This window comes from Nonomuraea sp. NPDC049486 (genome assembly GCF_040676925.1).
Classification (GTDB): domain Bacteria; phylum Actinomycetota; class Actinomycetes; order Streptosporangiales; family Streptosporangiaceae; genus Nonomuraea; species Nonomuraea ferruginea.
In genome coordinates this window covers 125,294-145,346 of sequence record NZ_JBFAPV010000005.1, presented here as the reverse complement: position 1 = coordinate 145,346, position 20,053 = coordinate 125,294, and the positions used below count along the sequence as shown (strand labels likewise).

The window sequence follows — 20,053 nt, the reverse complement described above, 5'->3', positions numbered from 1 at the left end:
GTCAGCTCTCCGGGCTCAGGTCGAACAGGACGCCGCGGGGAGGGGCGGCGAAGTCCCGCTCGCCGTTCAGCACCCAGCCGGACTCGCGGAACGCCTCACGCCACTCCGTACGGGTGGGCAGGTAGACGCCCATCGCGGCGTGCACGAGCTCGAAGCCCAGGGTGAAGATCGTCGTGTCCGCCCCCGGCGGTTCCTCGCTGCGGACCACGTCGCACAGCAGGAGCCGCCGCGCGTCGGGGAAGGCCGTGCGGAGCTTGCGCAGGCCCGCCACGCAGGTGGTCTTCGGCCAGAAGTCGTGGCCCAGGAAGACGCAGGTGATGAGGTCGACGCCGGCGAACTCGGGCAGCGGTTCGAGGTCGCGCACGTCGCCGGTGACGACGCCGATCCGGCCGGCGAGACCGGCCTGCGCCACCGAGGTCGCCGCCAGTTCCACCGCCGAGGGCGCGATGTCGACGCCCACCCCGCGCACGCCGGGCCGGCGGGAGACCGCGTCGATCAGCCGCTGGCCGGAACCGCAGCCGAGATCGGCGATGGCCGAGTAGTCAAGCTCGCCGAGCAGCTCGACGAAGTGCGGCTCGACCTCGGTCTCGCCGATCAGCTTGGAGCCGACCGCCACCGCCCGCATGTCCCTGGTGTAGAAGTCGCCGGTGCGGTTCGCGGTCCTGCTCACCTCGGGCAGGACGGAGAACAGCTCGCCGCAGCCGCGGACCATCCAGTAGAAGTATCCCCGCGCGCGGTAGGCGTCGTCGAAGCGCGGCCCGGTGACCGCCTTGTCGTCGGCGACCTCGACGATCTCCGCCCAGGAGAGCGTCACCAGCAGCTGGCGCACCAGCCGCGGGTCGAGCCCGTCCGCGTTCGCCGTCTCGATCGAGTAGCTGTCCTCCCGCCTGAGCGCGTCGAGGATGCCCAGCTCGCCGGCGGCCGACAGTGACACCGCGACGAGGTAGGACGAGAAGACGTCGGCGACCGGGCCGCGGGTGAAAGCCGTGTGCATCGGGTTCTCCATTTCGGTCGGCATCGTGCTCACGCCTGCTCCGCCCACAGCGCGTCCATGGTCTCGTGGGACGTGACCGTCTCCAGGTCGGGCTTGGACGCGTACCCCATGTTGACGATCGTCCGCACGCCAGCGGTGATCGGATAGACGCGGTGCAGCGTGGTGTTGGTGCGCATCACGTAGAGGTCGCCGGCCCCCACCTCGAACGACCAGATGGGGTTGTCGAGCAGCGCGCGGTGGATGGCGGGGTCGCTCTTGTCCCAGCTGGTGCCGGCGACGCACTGGACGAACCCGCCGTGCTCCGGTGGCGGGCACTGCACCAGCCACACCAGCGCGAAGCTGTAGTCGTCCCAGTGCCAGCCGTGAGTGTCACCGCTGTGCTCCAGACGGGTGATCACATACTGCTCGGGCTCGTACGGGCAGGCCAGCACGGGCTCGCCGACGATCTCGGCGAGCAGGCCGACGAGGGCCTCCGACCGGTACACGGCGGGGATGAGGGCGCTGTGCTCGGCGATCTCCGATCGCGTCACGTTGCGCATCCGGCGGGGCGTGCCGCCGGTTTCCTTGAACCTGAGGTCGCGCCGGACCCCGGATTCCTCGATGAGGGAGAGCACGTCGTCGGCCACGGCCTGCTTGACACTCGCGGGCGCCAGGAACGACACCATCGCGAATCCGCGCTCGGCGAACTCGCGCCGGGCGGCCGCCACCTCGCCGGACAATCCGGCGTGGCGTACGTGCTGGTTCAGCTCCTGCACAATTCGGGCATTCACTGCGGGGATCCTTCGCTTCTCCTGAGGGGATCTCGCTGCCTCGGACCGTAGAACCGTGGCGGAGGCCGGAGAAGCGTCCGCCGCCGTTGTGGCGAGAAATCGCCATTCGCTCGCCGCCCCGGCCGGGGCCGTACGGAGGCTTCCTACGCTGAGGGCCATGCTCACTGGGGTCCCGCTGTTCCTCCTGCAGCTCGTCGTGATCCTGGCCTCGGCCGTCCTCCTGGGCCGGCTGGCCTCCCGGCTCGGCCAGCCGGCGATCGTGGGCGAGCTGGCGGCCGGGGTCCTGCTCGGGCCCGCCGTTCTGGGACAGCTGGCGCCGGGCTGGGCCCAGTGGCTGCCGCGGCCCGGCTCGGGCGCGCTCATCGACGCCGTGGCCCAGCTCGGGCTCCTGCTGCTCGTCGGACTCACCGCCGCCGAGCTCGACCTGGGCAGGCTGCGCGAGCAGGCGGGCACGCTGGCCCGGGTCAGCGCCTGGGCGCTGGTCCTGCCGCTCGTGCTGGGCGCGGCGGCGGGCTTCGTGGTGCCGGCGGCTCTCCTGGGGCCGGCCGCCGACCGGGTCACGTTCGCCGCCTACCTCGGCGTGGCGCTGTCGGTCACCGCCATCCCGGTCATCTCCCGTACGCTCAGCGACCTGCGCCTGCTCGGCCACCGCGTCGGCCAGATCACCCTGGCCTCCGGCGCCTGCCAGGACTCGGTCGCCTGGATACTGCTCGCGGTCGTCGGCGCCATGGCCACCAGCGGCGCGGGGCCGGAAACGATCGGGATGCCGCTGCTGTGGCTGGCGGTCATGCTCCTGGCGGCCCTGGTGCTGCGGCCGGTCGCCCGGCGCGTGCTGAGCGTGGCCGACCCGGCGCCCGTCATGACCATGTCGGCCGTCGTGATCATCGCCGGCGCGCTCGCCGCGCACCTCGCCGGGCTGGAGCCGGTCGTCGGCGCCTTCGTCGCCGGGCTGGTCGCCGGAGCCGCCAAGGGCGAGGGCGCGCGGCACCTGGCCGGGCTGCGCACCGCCGTCATCGCCGTCCTCGCCCCGGTCTTCCTGGCCTTCGCCGGGCTGCACCTGGACCTCGCGGCACTGGCCGAGCCGGTGGTCGCCCTGACCGCGGCGGGACTGCTGGCCCTGGCCGTGGCGGGCAAGCTGGCCGGCGGCTACATCGGCGCCCGCACCAGCGGAATGCCCCGCTGGGAGTCGTTCGCCATCGGCGCGGGGCTGAACTCGCGGGGCCTCATCGAGATCATCGTCGCCACCGTCGGACTCCGGCTGGGCATCCTGACACCCGCCGCGTACTCGATCGTCGTCCTGATCGCGGTGGCCACCTCCTTGCTGGCGCCGCCGCTGCTGCGGGCGGCCTTCGAGCGAGCACCAGAACAGAACGGAGAGCGGCATGGCCGTGGCGCGAGTGAACGGGACCACCCTGACCTACACCGACCAGGGCACCGGTGACCCCGTGATCCTGGTGATGGGCACCGGCAGCCCCGGGCACGTCTGGCACCTGCACCAGGCGCCCGCGCTGCTGGCCGCCGGCTACCGCGTCATCACCTTCGACAACCGCGGCCTGACGCCGGACTCCGGGGCGCCGCCCGAGATCGATGACCTGGTCGGCGACCTCGCCGGGCTGGCCGAGACCCTGTGCGGAGGGCGCTGCCGCCTCGTCGGCGTGTCGATGGGCGCGCACGTCGTCCAGGAGCTCCTGCTGCAGCGGCCGGAACTGGTGGAGCAGGCCGTGCTGATGGCCACGCGCGGACGGCCCGACCACTTCCGCGCCAGGCTCGCCGCGGCCGAGGCCGAGCTGAACTTCGGTCCGGTGGAGCTGCCCGCCGCCTACGGCGCGGCGCTGCGCGCGGTGCTCAGCCTGTCGCCGCACACGCTCAACGACGAGAGCCGGGCCCGGCACTGGCTGGACCTCTTCGAGCTCTTCCCGACGGCCAAGGCGGTGATGCGCGCCCAGAGCAAACTGGAGATCATGGACGACCGGCTGGGTGACTACCGCGCCATCCGCGGCCGCTGCCTGGTCGTCGGCTTCGAGGACGACCTCATCACGCCGCCGCACCTCGGCCAGGAGGTCGCCACCGCCATCCCCGGCGCGAGGTACGCGCAGGTCGCCAAGTGCGGGCACTACGGGTATCTGGAGCAGCCGGACGAGGTCAACTCCCTGATGGTGGACTTCTTCGCGACCGCCTAGGGACGCGCGGCACCCGCGCGTCCCCTGATCTCACCGCACCCGCACCCGGGTCTTCGTGCACACCTCGCACCGCTGCGTGACGACGCGGCCGATCGTCTCGATCGTCACCCACCGGTGACGAAAATGGATCCGGCTCACGGCGATGGTCTACCCGCCACCCCTGTCCGATACGCCGTGTCAACGAGCTGTCACTCCACGGGTTCGAGTCTCAGCGAGATCGAGTTGATGCAGAAGCGGTCGTCGGTCGGCGTCGGGTAGCCCTCGCCGTGGAAGACGTGCCCCAGATGGGAGTCGCAGCGCGCGCACCGCACCTCGGTGCGGACCATGCCGTGGCTGCGGTCCTCGATCAGCGTCACCGCGTCGGAGTCGGACGGCTGGAAGAAGCTCGGCCAGCCGCAGTGGGACTCGAACTTGGTGTCGGACCTGAACAGCTCGGCGCCGCACGCCCGGCAGGCGTAGACGCCCTCGGTCTTGGTGTCGACGTACTCGCCGGAGAACGGGCGCTCGGTGCCCGCCTCCCGCAGCACATGAAACTCCTCCGGAGAGAGCTGGACCCGCCATTCGGTCTCGCTCTTGACCACCTTGTCCATACGTTCAGCGTACGAGATGCGGCAAAAAGAGATCTCCATAGGGGGAGCATCCTTTCTGGGGCGAATTCGCGTCTTTGTGAGCAAGGGGGTGTCATCGCCTCCTGTAAAGGGGCGAGACCACTCGCCGGATCGCCAGAGCGGCACAGCCCACGCCCGTGCTGGCGCCGCCGGCGATCGCCACGGCCGGCCGGGTGGCGCGCCAGCGCCCGGAACGGCGGCGCGAGTGGTCTCGTTGACGGGCCCGTTCCGTCGAGCTCCCGGTCCCGCCACCGGTGCGGCTCCGGGACGGGCCCCCTTCTCTCGCCCGGTGGTTTGTCGGAGGCGCGGGGTAGGTTCGTTCCCATGGCATCGCCGTACATCGAGCTTGAGGTGGGAGACCGCACCGTCAAGGTGACGAATCCCGGCAAGATCTACTTTCCGGAGATCGGCGCGACGAAGCGCGAGCTGGTCGAGTACTACGTCAGTGTGGGCGAGGGCGCGCTCCGGGCGCTGAGAGACCGGCCCACCAACCTCAAGCGCCACCCCGACGGGGTGCAGAGCGAGGCCATCTACCAGAAGCGGATGCCCGCCAAGCGCCCCGACTGGGTGGAGACCGCGACCGTCACCTTCCCCAGCGGCCGGACGGCCGAGTCGCTGAAGGTCACCGAGGTCGCCGCCATCGCCTACTGCGCCAACCTGGGCACCATCGACTTCCACCCCTGGCAGGTCCGCGCCCCCGACGTCGAACACCCCGACGAGCTGCGCGTCGACCTCGATCCGCAGCCCGGCGTGGGCTTCGACGCGGTGCGCAAGGCCGCGTTCCTGACCAGGGACGTGCTGGAGGAGCTCGGCATGCCCGGGTTCGTCAAGACCTCGGGCAACCGCGGCGTCCACATCGCGGTGCGCATCGAGCCGAGGTGGGACTTCGTGCAGGTGCGCCACGCCGGCATCGCGCTGGCCAGGGCCGTCGAGGAACGCGACCCCGGCCTGGTCACCACCGCCTGGTGGAAGGAGGAGCGGGGCGACCGGGTGTTCATCGACTTCAACCAGAACGCCCGCGACCGCACGGTGGTCAGCGCCTACTCGGTCCGGGCCCGCCCGCACGCGCCGGTCTCGACCCCGCTCACCTGGCCCGAGCTGGAAGACGCCGACCCGCGCGACTTCGACATCCGCACGGTCCCCGCGAGGTTCGCCGAGCTGGGGGACGTGCACGCCGCCATCGACGACCAGGCCTACTCGATCGAGACCCTCCTCGACCTGTACGCGAAGGACGAGCGCGGCGACATGCCCTATCCGCCCAACTATCCGAAAATGCCCGGCGAGCCGAAGCGCGTGCAGCCGAGCAAGGCCCGCGACGACTGACCACTCCGTGCTCCCGGCGGGGGAGTGGTCACGGGTCGCGCGGGAGCCCCAGCGCGCGCTCGGCGATGATGTTGAGCTGCACCTCGGTCGTCCCGCCGCCGATCGTGAAGGCGCGGGTGGTGAGGATCATGCGGCTCCAGTAGGGGTCGGCGGGCGCCAGCGCCCAGCAGAACTCGGCCACCGCCTGGGCGTGCCGCATGCCGAGCAGCTTACGGACGCTGGACGCGGTGGCGACCCCGCTGTCCTTGCCGCCGCTGGTGCCGGTGGCGACGCTGCTCTTCTTACCGCCTCTGCTGCTGGTGGCGACCCCGCTCTCCACGCCGCCGCTGGTGCCGGTGGCGAGCTGGGCGAGGGTCACGCGCAGGCCGAGGGCGGAGATGGCCTGGCCCTCGGCCCACAGCCGGCCCGCCTGCTCGCGCTGCGCCTCCCGCAGCGGCAGCCGGGCGGCGAACGCGGCCATGTCCGTGTGCCTCGACCCCGGCCCCCACGAGTCGCCGAGCGCGACCCGTTCGTGCGAGAGGGTGTCGCGGGCCACCCGCCAGCCGCCGTCCACCGCGCCGACGACCTGCTCGTCCGGCACGAACACGTCGTCGAGGAAGACCTCGTTGAACAACTCGTCGCCGTTGATCTCCTTGAGCGGCCTGACGGTGACGCCGGGCGCGGCCATGTCCACGAGGAAGTACGTGATGCCCTCGTGCTTGGGCTTGCCGGGGGAGGTCCTGGCCAGGCAGATGCCCCAGTGGGCGTACTGGGCCAGGGACGTCCAGATCTTCTGCCCGGTCAGCGTCCAGCCGCCCTCCACACGGACCGCCCTGGTCGACAGCCCCGCCAGGTCCGAGCCGGCGCCTGGCTCGCTGAACAGCTGGCACCACACGATCTCGCCGGCGAACGTCCCGGGCAGGAAGCGTTCCCGCTGCTCCCGGGTCCCGTGCCGGACGATGGACGGCACGGCCCACGCGCCGATGCCCAGGTTCGGGCGTCTCAGGTCGCGGAACTCCTCGTGGATGATCACCTGTTCGAGCGGTGACGCCCCGCGGCCCCACGGCTCCGGCAGGTGCGGCATGATCCACCCCTCCTCGGCGAACCGCCGTCGGCGCTCGGACGGATCGGCGGCCCGCAGCGACGCGGCGTGCGCCCGCACCGAGTCCCTGACCGGGGCGGCGTCCTCGGGCAGATCAGGCTCCATCGTCCGCCGCACCCCCGCGAGAGCCAGCGCCGCCACCTCATCGGCCCACACCCCCGGATCCCCGGCCACCATCCGATCCGACAACGCCCGGCGGTAGTAGCGGTGCGCGTCGTGCTCGAACGTGTAGCCGATGCCGCCGAGCACCTGGATCGCATCCGCCGCACACCGCACCCCGGCCTCCGCCCCGAGCACCCCGGCCACCCCCACAGCCAGCCGCACCTCCGGCGCCAAGGCAGCCACCTCCCCGGCAAGCTGTCCCTGCGGCGGCAAGGTGGTCGCCTCTTCGGCAAGCCGCACCTCGGGCGGCAAGGTGACCCCAGGTTGTCCGTGGACTCCGTGCTGTCCGGGGTCGTCCAGGGCTCTGGCGGCGTCCCATACGGCGGCGCGGGCCTGCTCCAGGGTTACCAGGGCGGCGGCCAGCCGGTGCTTGACGCCCTGGAACTGCCCGATGGGCCGGCCGAACTGCTCACGTACCTCGGCGTACTCCGATGCCGTGGCCACGGCCCAGGCCGCGACCCCGCAGGCGTCCGCGCCGAGCAGCACGGCGGCCAGCTCCCGTACCGGCACCGCGCCGAGCACGCGTTCCCGGGGCACGTCCATGACGGTCACGGTGCACAGGTCACGGTCCAGGTCCACACCTGCGGCGGGCTCCGCCACGACATCCCCGCGATCGAGCAACGCCCAGCCATCCGCACCTACCGGCACCAAAAACAGATCGGCCCCCGCCGCCCCGAGCGCGAGCAGGGCGGTCGGGCGGTCCGCGCTGGACGGCAGAGCGCCGGTGAGGTCGCTCGCCCCGGACGCGGCGGCGGGACCGCCTGTGACGGGCAGGACGACGGTGGCGGTGAGGGAGCCGTTGGCGAGGCCGTCGGTCAGGTCCTTGGCGGCGGGGGAGCGGGCCGCCGCCGCGGCGGCGAGCACCGTCGGCAGGTACGGTCCGGGGACGCGCAGCTCGCCGAGCGCCTCCAGTGCCACGCACAGCTCCAGCAGCCCGTACCCCTGCCCGCCCCGCTCCTCCGGCAGGTGCAGCCCGAGCACCCCGTGCCGGGCCAGCGCACCATGGTCCGCACCCCGCTCCGCCAGCCCGCGCACGGACCCCGCGAGCGCCCGATGGTCAGTGGTCAGCCCGATTCCCATGGACCGAACCTAGAACGTTGTTCGGTCCTTCTCCACCCCCAACGTGAAGCCGGGGCGGGGAAAATCGGTGGCGGTCCCGGACCGGGCCTGGTTACGCTCCCGATGTCCATGTACGAGTCATACGGGCGGTCACGCCCTGGAAAGCGGGGGGTTTATGCCCGGGACCGCGCCACGCGCGCCTCGTCGTACCGTCATACGGACCCGTACATGACACGTCATCCCTGACCGTCCCGAGGCCCGCACGGCGCTTCCTTGCTGCCCTTTCCCATCATGTCCGGCAAGGAGTACCCCAGGGTGTCCACCCACAAGACCCGTCAGGTCCTGACCGATACGTTCACCTGCGTACGGTGCGGGCTGACCGTGACCGGAGCCGCCCCCGGAGGCGGCCGCCGCAACCACTGCCCGAGCTGCCTGCACTCGCTGCACGTGCTCGACCGTGCCGAGGGCGGGCCGTCCGAGTGCGGATCACGCATGGCGCCGATTTCCATCGCGGTGCTGCGCGGCGGCGACTGGATGCTCATCCATCGCTGCACCCGCTGCGGAGAGCTGACGTCCAACCCGATCAGCGGCGACGACAACCAGCTCATCCTCATGCGCATGGCCGTCCGCCCGCTCGCCGAGCCGCCGTTCCCGCTGGAAACGTTCGGCGACCTGTGACGGGAGCGGACCGCATGCCACGCAGGAAACCGGCGGAGCGCCGGCCGCAGCGGCGCAAGGACGTCAGGCACGGCGAGCCGGGCGACGCGTTCCGGTGCGTCGGCTGCCGCCTCGACGTGCCCGTCACCGCGCCGGGCACCGCGCACCGCAACCACTGCCCGAACTGCCTGACCAGCAGGCATGTCGACCACCGCGTCCCCGGTGACCGCCGGGCGGCGTGCCGGGGCCGCATGGCGCCGGTCAGCGTCACGGTGCGGGACGACGGCGAGTGGCTGATCATCCACCACTGCCAGTCGTGCGGCGGGCTCAGCGCCAACCGCATCGCGGGCGACGACAACGCGCTCGTCCTGGTCCGCATCGCGATGCGACCGCTGTCGGACGACCGGCTGCGGGTCGGCGCGCTGCTCTCGCTGTGACCCGAGGGCCCCGGGCGACCCCCGGGGCCCTCAACAGCCGGCCCGCTCCCGGCAGAACTACGGCGTCGCGGCGCTCCCGGACCATGGAAAGATCGGCTTCATGACGATCGTGTCGGGCGATTTCGAGCTGACCATGGACGAACTACGCGTCGTGGCGCGCTACGTGGCCGAGAGCGCTCAGGACGTCCTCCCGGTGTTCGAGGAGGCCGTGCCGGGTGATCTCCGCCCGCGCGCGGCCATCGACGCCGCATGGGAGTTCGTCAACGGCGCGAGAAGGACCAAGCTGCAGCGCGTCACCTCGCTGGACGCCCATCGAGCCGCCAGGGAGGCGGGCGCCGAAGCCGCGCGTCTCGCCGCGCGCTCCGCCGGTGACGCCGCGTCCGCCGCATACCTGCACCCGATAGCGAAGGCCACCCAGGTGGGCCACATCCTGCGCGCCGCCGCGAGTGCCGCACGCGTCGCCGAGCTGAACGCGGGCGGCGATCCCGCGGTCGGAGACATGATGATCGACCAGGCGCGGCAGCGCGCCACGCCCACCCTGATCGCCGTTCTGTGCCGGTATCCCCTCGCGCCGACCGCCAAGAACCGTGTCGCGCAGCTCATGAGCACCTTGGACGCTTCCCTGCGCGCGTCCCGCTGAGAAGGCGCCACAGCACACGGGTCCTCAGTCGCCGAACTCCAGCCGCAGGGCGTGGGTGAAGTCGGCGATCGCCTCCTCGTGGCGGTCCTCCTCCTGGAAGATCTCGCCGCGCACCCGGTAGGCCCACACGTACTCGGCGTCCAGCTCGATCGCGCGGTCGAGGTCCTTCAGCGCGGCCTCGTTGTCGCCCAGCTCGCTAAGGACCGCGCCGCGGCTGCCGAGCGCGCGGTCGTGGTCGGGAGCCAGCTCGACGGCCCGGTTCAGGTCCGCCAGCGCGTCCTCGTACTGGTCGATCATGCGCAGCGCCTCCCCGCGCCGGCTCAGGGCGCGCACGAGGTCGGGGTCGATCTCCAGCGCGCTGGTGTAGTCGGCGATGGCTTCGGTATAGAGGCCCAGCCGCTGGTAGAGGTCGCCCCTGGACACCCAGGAGTGCGCCAGGCCGCCGTCCAGCTCGATGATCTTGGCATGCTCGGCCAGCGCCTCGTCCAGCCGGTCCAGGTCCGCGAGCGCGTCCGCCCTGGCCTCCAGGATCCACAGCGAGTCCGGTGACAGGGTCAGCGCGTGCTCGAAGTCCGCCATGGCCTCCTCGTGGCGGTCGAGCGCCGCGTACGCCTGGCCGCGCGAGCCCAGCGCGTACGCGCTGTCGGGCTCCATCCGCAGCGCCTCGTCGAAGTCGGAGATCGCGGCCTCGTACCGCTCGATGAGCCGGTGGCTCTCGCCGCGCAGCCGCCAGGCGCGCGCGTTGTCCGGCACGAGGGCGATCGACTCGGTCAGGTCGGCGATCGCCGCGTCGTGCCGCCCCAGCGCGATGTACGACTCGGCGCGGCTGCGCAGCACCGACGCCCGCGACCGGGCCGCGCCCTCGTTGATCTCCTCGCTCATGGGGGGAAATCTATCGGCCCTTTGTCGATCATGACGCCCTTTCGCCGCCACCGCAGCCCGCCGTCCGGGGCGGTCATAGGATCGGGGCATGGAACTGGCCCCCGGCGTGCACGTCGCCGTCACCGACCGCCATGGCGGCGTCAGCGCGCCGCCGTACGCGACGCGCAACCTCGGCGGCCTGACCGGCGACGACCCCGCCGCCGTGCGCGCCAACCGCGACGGCGTCGCGGCCGAGCTGGGCGTGCGGGCGATCGTGTTCATGAGGCAGGTCCACGGCGCCGGGGTCGCGTACGTGAGCGAGCCGTTCGGCGACGACCCGCCGCCGGTCGACGCGGTGTTCACCACGGAGCCGCGGCTGGCGCTGGCGTCCCTGGGCGCCGACTGCCCGGCGGTGCTGGTGGCCGATCCGGTGGCGCGCATGGCCGGTGCCGCGCATTCCGGGCGTCCCGGCACGGAAGCGGGGATCTCCACTGCGCTGGTCGAGGCCATGGCGGCCAAGGGCGCCGAGCCGGGGCGGATGGTGGCGTTCGTCGGGCCCGGGGCGTGCGGGCGCTGCTACGAGGTGCCCGCCGAGCTCCGCGACCGGGTGGCCGCGAAGGTGCCGCCCGCCCGTTCCACCACCTCCTGGGACACCCCCGCGCTCGACCTGCGCGCCGGCATCGAGGCGCAGCTCCGCGACGCGGGCGTGCCCGACGTGCGCCACGACGCCCGCTGCACCATCGAGTCCGGCGAGCTCTACTCCCACCGCCGCCAGGACGCCGGCCGCTTCGCGGGACTCATCTGGCTCGCCTAGCCCCGCGAAGATCTGGTCCAGTCCATGGACGCCGGGATCGCTGGTCACACAGCGGTTCAGCCTTGGCGAATCCGTTGACGCGTGGACGGAAGCCCGCACGCCGGGCCGGCATGCGTTCAGTCCAGGATGCGGAGTCTCCATGGATAGTTCGCGGGGCCCACCTCATCGCACGCCCACGCCTTCGCGCCCTGGGCGCCGACGTAGGCCACCCCGGTGTCCCTGCACTCCTGCCAGGTCATGTAATAGCCCTCGCACCACCACACGAACGGCGCGGAGACCCCTGAGAGCTGCGCCGGCGCCTCGCAGTCCTGCGACGCCGCGCCGGCGTTCCCGGGGAGTGCCAGGCACAGTCCGACCGCGGTCACGAGGCCCGCGAACAGGGTCGTGACGGTCCTCTTGCGCATCATCGTCTTGCTCCCTTCGGTTTGCTCTCCGCCCTGTATGGAGCGGAGTCACTCGGTGCGATCTTCATCCTCATGCGCCTGGATGGACCGGGCCAGGGCGTCATGAGGACGTTCGCCGGACATGACGAAGGAAGCGGAAACGGGCGAGGGCGACCTCAGGGCGAGCCGTCCGGGTCAGGCGCCGGGGCGGTTGAAGACGAAGTTGACCGCGACGATGCCCAGCCAGATCACCAGGAGCGCGGGGTTGAGCGCGCCGAGCGCGGCGAGCGCGATCGTGGCCCCCGTGCCGAGCGCCAGCGAGACGATGGCGAGCGCGAGCCGCTGGCCGTCGGTCGGGCCGGGCCGTCGCCTGGCGGGAGCGGCCCGGAGACGTTCGTCGACCCGCCGGTCGACCTCCTGCCCCACCTTGTCGAGGAACGACGCCGCGATGGCTTCCTCGAAGTCGGGGCCGAGATCACGGCGGGCGGCGAGGGCCGCCTTCAGTTCTTCACTGCTGCTCATACAGCGATATATAGACGATGGTCAGGGTCAGCGGGCAAGGATGTCGTCGAGGTTGTACGAGACCGGCCGTTCGAGCTGCTCGTACGTGCACGACTCCGGCGTGCGGTCGGGCCGCCAGCGCCGCCACTGCGCGGTGTGGCGGAACCGGTCGCCCTCCATCTGGTCGTAGGCGACCTCGATCACGAGCTCCGGCCGGAGCGGGATGAACGAGAGGTCCTTCTTGGCGTTCCAGCGCGAGATCGCCCCCGGCACCCGCTGGCCCCCGGTGGCGGGCGTGGCGGCCGGCCGGCCCAGGTTGGCCTGCGCCTGCTCGGCCCAGTGGCCCCACGGGTGCTCGCCCAGCTCGGCGAGGTACGGCTTGAGCTCCTCCACCAGCTCGGCCCGGCGCGCCATCGGGAACGAGGCCGCCACCCCCACGTGGTGGAGCCTGCCGTCGTCGCCGTAGAGGCCGAGCAGGATGGAGCCCACGATCGGCCCCGTCTTGTGCTCGCGGTAGCCGGCGATCACCACGTCGGCGGTGCGCTCGTGCTTGACCTTGAACATCACCCGCTTGTCGGGGGTGTAGGGCTGGTCGCCCGGCTTGACGATGATGCCGTCGAGCCCGGCGCCCTCGAACATCTCGAACCACTCGCCGGCCTGCTCGTCGCTCTTGGTCACCGGGGTGAGCCGCACCGACCGGCCCTTCTGGGGGAACAGCTCCTCCAGGCGGGCCCGCCGGTCGGCGAACGGCGCGTCCATCAGCGCCTCGTCGCCGACGGCCAGCAGGTCGAAGGCGACGAACGAGGCCGGGGTCTGCTCTGACAGCATCTTGACCCGCGAGGCCGCGGGGTGGATGCGCTGCTGCAGCGCCTCGAAGTCGAGCTCCGAGCCGCTCGGCAGCACGATCTCACCGTCGACGACACACCGCTCGGGCAGCTCCGCCTTGACGGCCTCGACCAGCTCGGGGAAGTAGCGGGTGAACGGCCGCTCGTTGCGGCTGCCGAGATAGACCTCGTCGCGGTCGCGGAACACGATGCACCGGAACCCGTCCCACTTCGGCTCGTAGAACAGGGTGCCGTCCTGCTTCGGCATCGCCTTGACCGGCTTGGCCAGCATCGGCCCCACCGGCGGCCTGACCGGCAGGTCGAGATCGGGGATCGGCTCCGGCTCCTTGGGCTTCCGCGCCGGCCTGGGCGTCGTCGGCTCGCTCATGGTCACATCTCCCTCGTGTAGCGGCAGAAGAGGACGCCCTCCTCCTCCAGCACCTGGCCCAGCCGGAGCCGCTCCCGCGACGGCTCACCGTCGAGGATCCGCGACGCGTCCCCGCCCAGCAGCAGCGGGCTCACCGACAGGCACAGCTCGTCGACCAGCCCGGCGGCCGCGAGCTGGGCGTTGAGCCGCGGCCCGCCCTCGCACAGCACCCGGGTCAGCCCGCGCGCGTGCAGCGCGGCCACCGCGCCGGCCAGGTCGACCCGCTCGCCGCCGGCCACGATCACCTCGCCGGCCTCGGCCGCCGCCTCGCGCCGGTCGGCGGGCGCGCTCTCGCAGGTGATCACCAGGGTCGGGCTCACCGCCTCGCGGAACAGCGGCGCGCCGAAGTCGAGGTCGAGGCCGCGGCTGACGATGGCGAGCGGCGCGGCCGCCGGCCGCCCCGCGCGCAGCTCGCGCCAGGACTCGCGCGGCCTGACCGGCCCGTAGCCCTCGGCCCGCACGGTCGCGGCGCCCACCAGGACCACGTCGGCCAGCCCGCGCAGCACCCCGAACACCCGCTTGTCGGCCTTGCCGGACAGCCCTCCGGACAACCCCTTGTCCCAGGCCGCGCCGTCGGCGCTGGCCACCATGTTGAGGCGCAGCCAGGGCCTGCCCTCCGGGTAGGCGTAGGCCTGCACGATGTCCGGATCGTCTTTTATGTCGGGATGGATGCGGCGCACCCCTCTACCTTGGCACACGCCTCCGACAAGTCACTCTCGCGGCCTGCGCAGCACCTGCATCGAACGCGACGTCACCGCCACCACGTCGCCCGCCCGCCACCGCTCGTCGCCGAACAGCCCCTCAGAGCTGTCGTCGGCGGTGTCGAGCTCCAGCAGCCAGCCCGCCCCGAACGTCTCGCCGGGCAGCGTGAACGCCATGTCCTCGTGATGGGCGTTGATCAGCAGCAGGAACGAGTCGTCGGAGATCCGCTCGCCGCGGGGCCCCGGCTCGGTGATCGCGTCACCGTTCAGATAGACCATCAGCGACTTGGCGTAGCCGACGTGCCAGTCGGCCGCCGTCATCTCGGCGCCCCCGGGCGTCAGCCACACCAGGTCGCGCTCGCCGTTCTCGGGGTGACGGCCGTGGAAGAACCGCCGCCGCTGGAACACCGGGTGCCTGCTGCGCAGCTTCGCCAGCTTGCGCACGAACTCCAGCAGTTGCGCCTCCGTGCGCAGCGCCGACCAGTCGACCCAGGCGATCTCGTTGTCCTGGCAGTAGGCGTTGTTGTTGCCCCGCTGCGTGCGGCCGAGCTCGTCGCCGTGGGACAGCATCGGCACGCCCTGCGACAGGAACAGCGTGGCCAGGAAGTTGCGCCGCTGCCGGTGGCGCAGCCGCACGATCGCCGGATCCTCCACCGGCCCCTCGGCGCCGCAGTTCCACGACCGGTTGTCGTCGGTGCCGTCGCGGTTGTCCTCGCCGTTGGCCTCGTTGTGCTTGCGGTTGTACGAGACGAGATCGGTGAGCGTGAACCCGTCGTGGCACGTCACGAAGTTGATCGAGGCCACCGGCCGCCGCCCCGACGTCTCGTAGAGGTCGGCCGAGCCCGTCAGCCGCGAGGCGAAGTCCGGCAGCGCCGAGTGCGTGCCCCGCCAGAAGTCGCGGACCGTGTCGCGGTACTTGCCGTTCCACTCCGTCCACAGCGGCGGGAAGTTGCCCACCTGGTAGCCGCCGGGCCCGACGTCCCACGGCTCGGCGATCAGCTTGACCTGCGAGATCACCGGATCCTGCTGGATCAGGTCGAAGAACGCGCTCAGCCGGTCGACGTCGTGCAGCTCGCGCGCCAGCGCCGACGCCAGGTCGAACCGGAACCCGTCGACGTGCATCTCCAGCACCCAGTAGCGCAGCGAGTCCATGATCAGCTGCAGCGCGTGCGGGGACCGCACGTTCAGCGAGTTGCCGCAGCCCGTGTAGTCCAGGTAGTAGCGGCGGTCGGCGTCGTGCAGCCGGTAGTAGGCGGCGTTGTCGATGCCCCTGAACCCGAGCGTCGGCCCCATGTGGTCGCCCTCGGCGGTGTGGTTGTAGACCACGTCGAGGATCACCTCGATGCCCGCCTCGTGCAGCGCCCGCACCATGGCCTTGAACTCCTGCACCTGCTCGCCGCGCGTGCCGGAGCTGGAGTAGTCGCCGTGCGGGGCGAGGTAGGCCATCGTGTTGTAGCCCCAGTAGTTCGTCAGCCCGCGCGCCACCAGGAAGTGCTCCGGCATGAAGTGGTGGACCGGCATGAGCTCGACCGCCGTCACCCCCAGCGACAACAGGTGGTCGACGACCGCCGGATGCCCCACCCCCGCGTACGTGCCGCGCAGCTCCTCCGGCACGTCCGGATGGCGCATGGTGAGCCCGCGCACGTGCGTCTCGTAGATCACCGTCTGGTGGTACGGGACGCGCGGCGGACGGTCGTTGCCCCACTCGAAGAACGGATTGATCACCACGTTCTTCGGCATGAAGGGAGCGCTGTCGACCCGGTTGACCTTCGCCGGGTCGGTGAAGTGGTAGGAGAAGACCGCCTCGTTCCACTGCAGCTCACCGTCGACGGCCTTCGCGTACGGGTCGAGCAGCAGCTTGGCGGGGTTGCACCGGTGGCCGTGCGCGGGCTGGTAGGGGCCGTGCACGCGGTAACCGTAACGCTGGCCCGGCATGATGCCGGGCAGGTAACCATGCCAGACGAACCCATCCACCTCGGACAGATCGACGCGCTCCTCGGAGCCGTCATCGTGGAACAGGCACAGCTCGACCCGCTCGGCCACCTCGGAGAACACCGCGAAACCGGTGCCCACGCCATCCCAGGTAGCGCCGAGTGGATAGGGTTCGCCCGGCCAGACGTCGCGCATGTGACCTTATTGTCGCATGCGATCGGGTCTTGCTACAGCAGTTCGGCGTTCAGCGTGATCGTGGTGCCGGTCAGGGCCTTGCTGACCGGGCAGTTGACCTTGGCGGTCTCGGCCGCCTGCTGGAACTGCTCGGCGGTGACGCCCGGCACGTGGGCCTTGACCGTGAGCACGATGCCGGTGATGCCCTCACCCGGCTGGAAGGTGACGTCGGCGCTGGTCTGCACCGACTCCGGCGGCGTGCCCGCGCCGGCCAGCCCGTGCGAGAGCGCCATGGAGAAGCAGGCGGAGTGGGCCGCGGCGATGAGCTCCTCGGGCGAGGTCTTGCCGTTGGCGGCCTCGGCCCTGGACGGCCAGGACACCTCGAAGCTCCCGACCCCTGAGGTGTCGAGCGAAACAGTGCCGGAACCGTCGAGCAGCGCGCCCTTCCACTGCGTCGTGGCGGTGCGGGTCGTGGCCATGCGAGTGCTCCCTCTTGTTGATGGACGACCTTCCGACCCTATCGCGGGGCGGGAAAGCGGCCGTGGCCGACATCCGTCTGCCGTTTCGCGGCGAATGATGAAATGCTGGGTCGCGGCGCACCCGCCGTCTAGTCCGGATCATCGGGAGTGTGGTGCCAGTGGAGGCACCGTACGACGACCGCCTGCTGCACCAGCGGGTGGTCGGCGGCGACGAGGCCGCACTCGGAGAGATCTACGATCGGCTCGCCTCGCTGATCTTCGGCCTGTCCCTGCGCGTGACGAGGGACCGGGTGATCGCCGAGGACATCACCCAGGAGGTCTTCCTGGTCTTCTGGGAGCGTCCGCTGGCGTACGACCCGGAGCGCGGCACCCTGCGCGCGTGGCTCGCCACGATCGCGCACCGCCGCGCCGTCGACCACGTGCGCGCGGAGGAGCGCAGGCGCGTGTCCGCGATCGGTCCCAGGCTCTTCCAGCGGGAGCCCGAGAGGCTGGAGGACACGGTGCTCGCCGGCGACGAGGCCGATCGGGTGCGGCAGGCCGTCATGGCCCTGCCGGACGCGTTACGCCAGGCCGTCGAGCTGGCCTACTTCGGGGGCAGGACCTACCGGCAGGTGGGGGAGGAGCTGGGCGTGCCCGAGGGCACGGCCAAGTCGCGCATCCGGCTGGCGCTGCGCCGCCTGGCGGAGGCGCTGGCGGAGGAAGAGGTGTGATGGAGCCGCTCGAGCGTCTGTATCTGGACGCGCTGCTCGAAGAGCCGGCGGAGCCGAAGGGCTCGCTGCGTCCGCAGATGCTGGCCGGAGCCCGGGCGCGGCGCCGCCCGGCGGCTCCCACGGCGCCGTGGGCGGAGCCCTACGCGGGCCGGGTCGCCGCCATGGACGCCCTGCTGGCCGCCGCCGTGGACGACGACTGGTCGCGCGTCATCGTCGAGGGCTGGACGCTGCAGGAGCTCGTCGCCCACCTGGCCGCCAAGGACGGCCTGGTCGCGGCCGGCGTCGGCGCCTCCGTCCTGGGGCCCGAACTCGCCGCCGCCGACGCGCTCGGCCGCACCGCCGACGTGCAGGCGTACGAGCGGGCGCGCAGCCCCGAGCAGACCCGCCGCGACTGGCGGGCGCAGGCCGACGCCCTCTGCCGCCACCTGGCCACGGTCCCGCCCGGCACCACCGCCTCGGTCGACGGTCTGACGGTCCCGGTCCGCGACCACGTGCTCGCCAGGATGCTCGAAACCTGGATCCACACCGACGACGCGGCCAGGGCGGCCGGCGTCCGGCTGCCGGAGCCCGTCCCCGAGCACGTCCACCCGACGGCCGACCTGTGCGCCCGGCTGCTGCCGTGGACGATGCTGCTGTCCGGGCTCGACGGGTCAGGGCGCAGCGTGCTGGTGACGCTCACCGGAGCGGGCGGCGGCGAGTGGCACGTGGCGCTGGGCGTCGAGGACGCCCCCGCGTCCGGTCCCCCGGACGCGCGGATCACCGCGGGCGTGGTCGAGTTCTGCTTCCTGCTGGGTGGCCGGGGCGACCCCGAGCGCTTCCCCGCGCGGCTGGACGGCGACGTGGGCCTGGCCCGCGACGTGCTGCGCACGGCCCCGGCCCTGTCAGGACCCTGACGGTCCCGGGGATCGCTCAGGCGTTCCGGACGTCGCCGACCAGCTCGTGCAGCTCGGGGTCGTCGGACTCGGCCAGGACCCGCTCGGCGCCGCGGGCCGCGCGCGGGTCGCCGCGCCTGGCCAGGCCGCGCGCCGCCTCCGCCACCGTGCGCAGCACCTCGTCGTCCAGCCGGGCCGCCAGCGCGTCGCGGATCCCGGGCGTGTCCGCGTCCAGCCCGGCCAGGCCCGCCGTGGCCCAGTCGCGCACCTCGCCGTCGTCGTCGCCGGTCATCTCGACCAGCAGCGCCACCCCTTCGGCGTGGTCCGGCGTCAGCACGTCGGCCAGCGCGATGGCGTCGGTCATGGTGCGCTGGTGACCGGGGCGGGTGATGAGGCCGAGCACGAGCGGCAGCGCCCGCGGGTCGCCCTGGTGGCCGAGCGCCGCCAGCACCGAACGCAGCACCTGCGGGCCGGACTCGGTGACCGTCATCCGCCGCAGCAGCGGCAGCGTCCGCTCCAGGTAGGGCTTGTCGTCGCCGGTCAGGCCGAACTGGGCGATCGCGTCCACGCCGAACTCGCGCTCCCTGGCGTCCTCGCTCACGCACAGCCGCGCCAGCGCCTCGTACGTCTCCTCGTCGCCCCGCGCGGCCAGCGCGTCGGCCGCCGCCCACCACGTCTCGGCGTCCTCGTCCAGGTCGCGGTGCGCGAGCGCGCGCGCCAGCAGCCGCTCGACCGGCGCCCACTCGCCCGCCGCCGCCTCCAGCAGGGTCGCGATGGCGGCATGGCCGCGCTGCGCCGCCACCTGCTCGGTCTCCGACCCGTCGGGCGAGGTGGCGGTGACCGTGACCAGCCCGGTGCCGTCGCCCGCCCACTGGCGGTGCACCGCGTACGTCCAGCCCTCCTGCTCGACCTGGTCGAGCAGCGCGCTCTCCAGGTGCACGCCCACCCAGTCGGCGGCGATCTCCAGCGGCGTGTCGCCGTCGCCGTCGTACTTGGCGGCGTCCGCGCCGGCGTCGAGCAGCTCACGGACCACGCCGAGCGCGCCGCGGCGGGCGGCGAGCGTGAGCGGCGTGTCACCCGTCTCGTTGGCGGCGTCGACGTCGGCGCCCGCCTCGATCAGCACCCGCGCGGTGCCCGCCGCGCCGTTGGTGGCGGCCCACATCAGGGCGGTCCAGCCGCCGCTCTCCCTGGTGTCCACGCCGGCGCCGGCGGCCAGCAGCATCCCGGCGACCTCCACCCGGTCGCGGGCGGCGGCCGCGCACAGCGGCAGGCCGCCCTCGTCGCCCTCGTACGGCCGATCGGGGCCGGCGCCCTCGGCGAGCAGCTCGCCGACGGTCTTCTCGTCGCCGTCCAGCGCGGCCCGGTAGAGCTGTTCCTCATGCATGACAACGGACCCTAGCCTGGCCCGGCCGCGCCCCGGGACCATGCTGGGGTCCGTGTCACTATCTGGTACGGGGTGCGTGT

At 72.4% G+C, this 20,053-nt stretch carries 21 protein-coding genes; 9 read left to right on the top strand and 12 right to left on the bottom strand.

Going from position 1 to position 20,053, the window contains the following annotated elements:
* Position 1: 1 nt before the first annotated feature.
* Entirely contained in the window at positions 2 to 994 is a 993-nt protein-coding gene (locus AB0K05_RS16850; protein WP_364229926.1) for a methyltransferase domain-containing protein, read from the bottom strand.
* Positions 995 to 1,023: 29 nt separating this feature from the next.
* The gene (locus tag AB0K05_RS16845; RefSeq protein WP_364229924.1) at positions 1,024 to 1,764 is read right to left on the bottom strand and encodes a hypothetical protein; all 741 of its coding nucleotides are present in this window, start codon (positions 1,762 to 1,764) and stop codon (positions 1,024 to 1,026) included.
* Positions 1,765 to 1,921: 157 nt separating this feature from the next.
* On the opposite strand from AB0K05_RS16845, the gene AB0K05_RS16840 reads away from it, so the two are divergent.
* Entirely contained in the window at positions 1,922 to 3,205 is a 1,284-nt protein-coding gene (locus AB0K05_RS16840) for a cation:proton antiporter (protein ID WP_364229922.1), read from the top strand.
* Positions 3,147 to 3,944 (top strand): alpha/beta hydrolase, encoded by a 798-nt coding sequence (locus AB0K05_RS16835; RefSeq protein ID WP_219543200.1) that lies wholly within the window; start codon positions 3,147 to 3,149, stop codon positions 3,942 to 3,944. The genes AB0K05_RS16840 and AB0K05_RS16835 overlap by 59 nt, the downstream gene beginning before the upstream one ends.
* A 188-nt stretch (positions 3,945 to 4,132) precedes the next feature.
* On the opposite strand, the gene msrB is transcribed toward AB0K05_RS16835, so the two are convergent.
* A complete protein-coding gene (gene msrB, locus AB0K05_RS16830) occupies positions 4,133 to 4,534 on the bottom strand; it encodes a peptide-methionine (R)-S-oxide reductase MsrB (RefSeq protein WP_364229920.1) in 402 nt (133 codons plus the stop codon).
* 342 nt (positions 4,535 to 4,876) lie between these two features.
* Between msrB and ligD the strand changes: the two genes are divergently transcribed.
* A complete protein-coding gene (gene ligD, locus AB0K05_RS16825; RefSeq protein ID WP_364229918.1) occupies positions 4,877 to 5,875 on the top strand; it encodes a non-homologous end-joining DNA ligase in 999 nt (332 codons plus the stop codon).
* A 28-nt stretch (positions 5,876 to 5,903) separates the two neighbouring features.
* Here ligD and AB0K05_RS16820 read toward each other — a convergent pair whose 3' ends face one another.
* Entirely contained in the window at positions 5,904 to 8,198 is a 2,295-nt protein-coding gene (locus tag AB0K05_RS16820; RefSeq protein ID WP_364229916.1) for an acyl-CoA dehydrogenase family protein, read from the bottom strand.
* A gap of 294 nt (positions 8,199 to 8,492) precedes the next feature.
* On the opposite strand from AB0K05_RS16820, the gene AB0K05_RS16815 reads away from it, so the two are divergent.
* The 3 genes from AB0K05_RS16815 to AB0K05_RS16805 all read left to right on the top strand — a co-directional run bounded on the left by AB0K05_RS16815 (position 8,493) and on the right by AB0K05_RS16805 (position 9,911).
* Positions 8,493 to 8,855, top strand: coding sequence for an RNHCP domain-containing protein (locus AB0K05_RS16815; protein ID WP_261808410.1), 363 nt, complete (start codon positions 8,493 to 8,495; stop codon positions 8,853 to 8,855).
* A gap of 14 nt (positions 8,856 to 8,869) precedes the next feature.
* The gene (locus tag AB0K05_RS16810; RefSeq protein ID WP_271276782.1) at positions 8,870 to 9,271 is read left to right on the top strand and encodes an RNHCP domain-containing protein; all 402 of its coding nucleotides are present in this window, start codon (positions 8,870 to 8,872) and stop codon (positions 9,269 to 9,271) included.
* Positions 9,272 to 9,371: 100 nt separating this feature from the next.
* The gene (locus tag AB0K05_RS16805) at positions 9,372 to 9,911 is read left to right on the top strand and encodes a putative immunity protein (protein WP_271276783.1); all 540 of its coding nucleotides are present in this window, start codon (positions 9,372 to 9,374) and stop codon (positions 9,909 to 9,911) included.
* Positions 9,912 to 9,935: 24 nt separating this feature from the next.
* Here the strand turns inward: AB0K05_RS16805 and AB0K05_RS16800 are convergent, their stop codons facing one another.
* Entirely contained in the window at positions 9,936 to 10,793 is an 858-nt protein-coding gene (locus AB0K05_RS16800; protein ID WP_271276784.1) for a tetratricopeptide repeat protein, read from the bottom strand.
* Between the two features lie 88 nt (positions 10,794 to 10,881).
* On the opposite strand from AB0K05_RS16800, the gene pgeF reads away from it, so the two are divergent.
* Positions 10,882 to 11,586 carry a peptidoglycan editing factor PgeF gene (pgeF, locus tag AB0K05_RS16795; RefSeq protein WP_364229913.1) on the top strand — a complete coding sequence of 235 codons (705 nt, stop codon included), beginning with the start codon at positions 10,882 to 10,884 and terminating at the stop codon, positions 11,584 to 11,586.
* A gap of 116 nt (positions 11,587 to 11,702) precedes the next feature.
* Here pgeF and AB0K05_RS16790 read toward each other — a convergent pair whose 3' ends face one another.
* The 6 genes from AB0K05_RS16790 to AB0K05_RS16765 all read right to left on the bottom strand — a co-directional run bounded on the left by AB0K05_RS16790 (position 11,703) and on the right by AB0K05_RS16765 (position 17,007).
* Positions 11,703 to 11,993 (bottom strand): hypothetical protein, encoded by a 291-nt coding sequence (locus tag AB0K05_RS16790; RefSeq protein ID WP_364229911.1) that lies wholly within the window; start codon positions 11,991 to 11,993, stop codon positions 11,703 to 11,705.
* Positions 11,994 to 12,164: 171 nt separating this feature from the next.
* Positions 12,165 to 12,491 carry a hypothetical protein gene (locus AB0K05_RS16785; protein ID WP_148030405.1) on the bottom strand — a complete coding sequence of 109 codons (327 nt, stop codon included), beginning with the start codon at positions 12,489 to 12,491 and terminating at the stop codon, positions 12,165 to 12,167.
* Positions 12,492 to 12,518: 27 nt separating this feature from the next.
* A complete protein-coding gene (locus AB0K05_RS16780; RefSeq protein ID WP_148030406.1) occupies positions 12,519 to 13,682 on the bottom strand; it encodes an ATP-dependent DNA ligase in 1,164 nt (387 codons plus the stop codon).
* Positions 13,683 to 13,684: 2 nt separating this feature from the next.
* On the bottom strand, positions 13,685 to 14,401 hold the full coding sequence (locus AB0K05_RS16775; protein ID WP_364229909.1) for a pyrimidine reductase family protein: 717 nt from the start codon (positions 14,399 to 14,401) through the stop codon (positions 13,685 to 13,687).
* A gap of 30 nt (positions 14,402 to 14,431) precedes the next feature.
* Positions 14,432 to 16,549, bottom strand: a complete 2,118-nt coding sequence (gene glgX, locus AB0K05_RS16770; protein ID WP_271276789.1) for a glycogen debranching protein GlgX — start codon at positions 16,547 to 16,549, stop codon at positions 14,432 to 14,434.
* A gap of 32 nt (positions 16,550 to 16,581) precedes the next feature.
* Positions 16,582 to 17,007 carry an OsmC family peroxiredoxin gene (locus tag AB0K05_RS16765; protein WP_148030409.1) on the bottom strand — a complete coding sequence of 142 codons (426 nt, stop codon included), beginning with the start codon at positions 17,005 to 17,007 and terminating at the stop codon, positions 16,582 to 16,584.
* Between the two features lie 149 nt (positions 17,008 to 17,156).
* Here AB0K05_RS16765 and AB0K05_RS16760 point away from each other — a divergent pair, with 149 nt between their 5' ends.
* Both AB0K05_RS16760 and AB0K05_RS16755 read left to right on the top strand, forming a co-directional pair.
* Positions 17,157 to 17,717: a sigma-70 family RNA polymerase sigma factor gene (locus AB0K05_RS16760; RefSeq protein WP_364229906.1), complete on the top strand. Its 561-nt coding sequence runs from the start codon at positions 17,157 to 17,159 to the stop codon at positions 17,715 to 17,717.
* A complete protein-coding gene (locus AB0K05_RS16755; protein WP_364229904.1) occupies positions 17,717 to 18,610 on the top strand; it encodes a maleylpyruvate isomerase family mycothiol-dependent enzyme in 894 nt (297 codons plus the stop codon). Before AB0K05_RS16760 ends, AB0K05_RS16755 begins: the two co-directional genes overlap by 1 nt.
* Positions 18,611 to 18,626: 16 nt before the next feature.
* Here AB0K05_RS16755 and AB0K05_RS16750 read toward each other — a convergent pair whose 3' ends face one another.
* Positions 18,627 to 19,973 (bottom strand): ankyrin repeat domain-containing protein, encoded by a 1,347-nt coding sequence (locus tag AB0K05_RS16750; RefSeq protein ID WP_364229902.1) that lies wholly within the window; start codon positions 19,971 to 19,973, stop codon positions 18,627 to 18,629.
* Between the last annotated feature and the right edge of the window lie 80 nt (positions 19,974 to 20,053).

What these genes read in the sequence shown, in the direction of transcription:
- AB0K05_RS16850 (WP_364229926.1), bottom strand. Translation starts at nt 994, where the DNA reads ATGCACACGGCTTTCACCCGCGGCCCGGTCGCCGACGTCTTCTCGTCC.
- AB0K05_RS16840 (WP_364229922.1), top strand. Translation starts at nt 1,922, where the DNA reads ATGCTCACTGGGGTCCCGCTGTTCCTCCTGCAGCTCGTCGTGATCCTG.
- AB0K05_RS16835 (WP_219543200.1), top strand. Translation starts at nt 3,147, where the DNA reads ATGGCCGTGGCGCGAGTGAACGGGACCACCCTGACCTACACCGACCAG.
- msrB (WP_364229920.1), bottom strand. Translation starts at nt 4,534, where the DNA reads ATGGACAAGGTGGTCAAGAGCGAGACCGAATGGCGGGTCCAGCTCTCT.
- ligD (WP_364229918.1), top strand. Translation starts at nt 4,877, where the DNA reads ATGGCATCGCCGTACATCGAGCTTGAGGTGGGAGACCGCACCGTCAAG.
- AB0K05_RS16820 (WP_364229916.1), bottom strand. Translation starts at nt 8,198, where the DNA reads ATGGGAATCGGGCTGACCACTGACCATCGGGCGCTCGCGGGGTCCGTG.
- AB0K05_RS16810 (WP_271276782.1), top strand. Translation starts at nt 8,870, where the DNA reads ATGCCACGCAGGAAACCGGCGGAGCGCCGGCCGCAGCGGCGCAAGGAC.
- AB0K05_RS16805 (WP_271276783.1), top strand. Translation starts at nt 9,372, where the DNA reads ATGACGATCGTGTCGGGCGATTTCGAGCTGACCATGGACGAACTACGC.
- AB0K05_RS16800 (WP_271276784.1), bottom strand. Translation starts at nt 10,793, where the DNA reads ATGAGCGAGGAGATCAACGAGGGCGCGGCCCGGTCGCGGGCGTCGGTG.
- pgeF (WP_364229913.1), top strand. Translation starts at nt 10,882, where the DNA reads ATGGAACTGGCCCCCGGCGTGCACGTCGCCGTCACCGACCGCCATGGC.
- AB0K05_RS16790 (WP_364229911.1), bottom strand. Translation starts at nt 11,993, where the DNA reads ATGATGCGCAAGAGGACCGTCACGACCCTGTTCGCGGGCCTCGTGACC.
- AB0K05_RS16785 (WP_148030405.1), bottom strand. Translation starts at nt 12,491, where the DNA reads ATGAGCAGCAGTGAAGAACTGAAGGCGGCCCTCGCCGCCCGCCGTGAT.
- AB0K05_RS16780 (WP_148030406.1), bottom strand. Translation starts at nt 13,682, where the DNA reads ATGAGCGAGCCGACGACGCCCAGGCCGGCGCGGAAGCCCAAGGAGCCG.
- glgX (WP_271276789.1), bottom strand. Translation starts at nt 16,549, where the DNA reads ATGCGCGACGTCTGGCCGGGCGAACCCTATCCACTCGGCGCTACCTGG.
- AB0K05_RS16765 (WP_148030409.1), bottom strand. Translation starts at nt 17,007, where the DNA reads ATGGCCACGACCCGCACCGCCACGACGCAGTGGAAGGGCGCGCTGCTC.
- AB0K05_RS16755 (WP_364229904.1), top strand. Translation starts at nt 17,717, where the DNA reads ATGGAGCCGCTCGAGCGTCTGTATCTGGACGCGCTGCTCGAAGAGCCG.
- AB0K05_RS16750 (WP_364229902.1), bottom strand. Translation starts at nt 19,973, where the DNA reads ATGCATGAGGAACAGCTCTACCGGGCCGCGCTGGACGGCGACGAGAAG.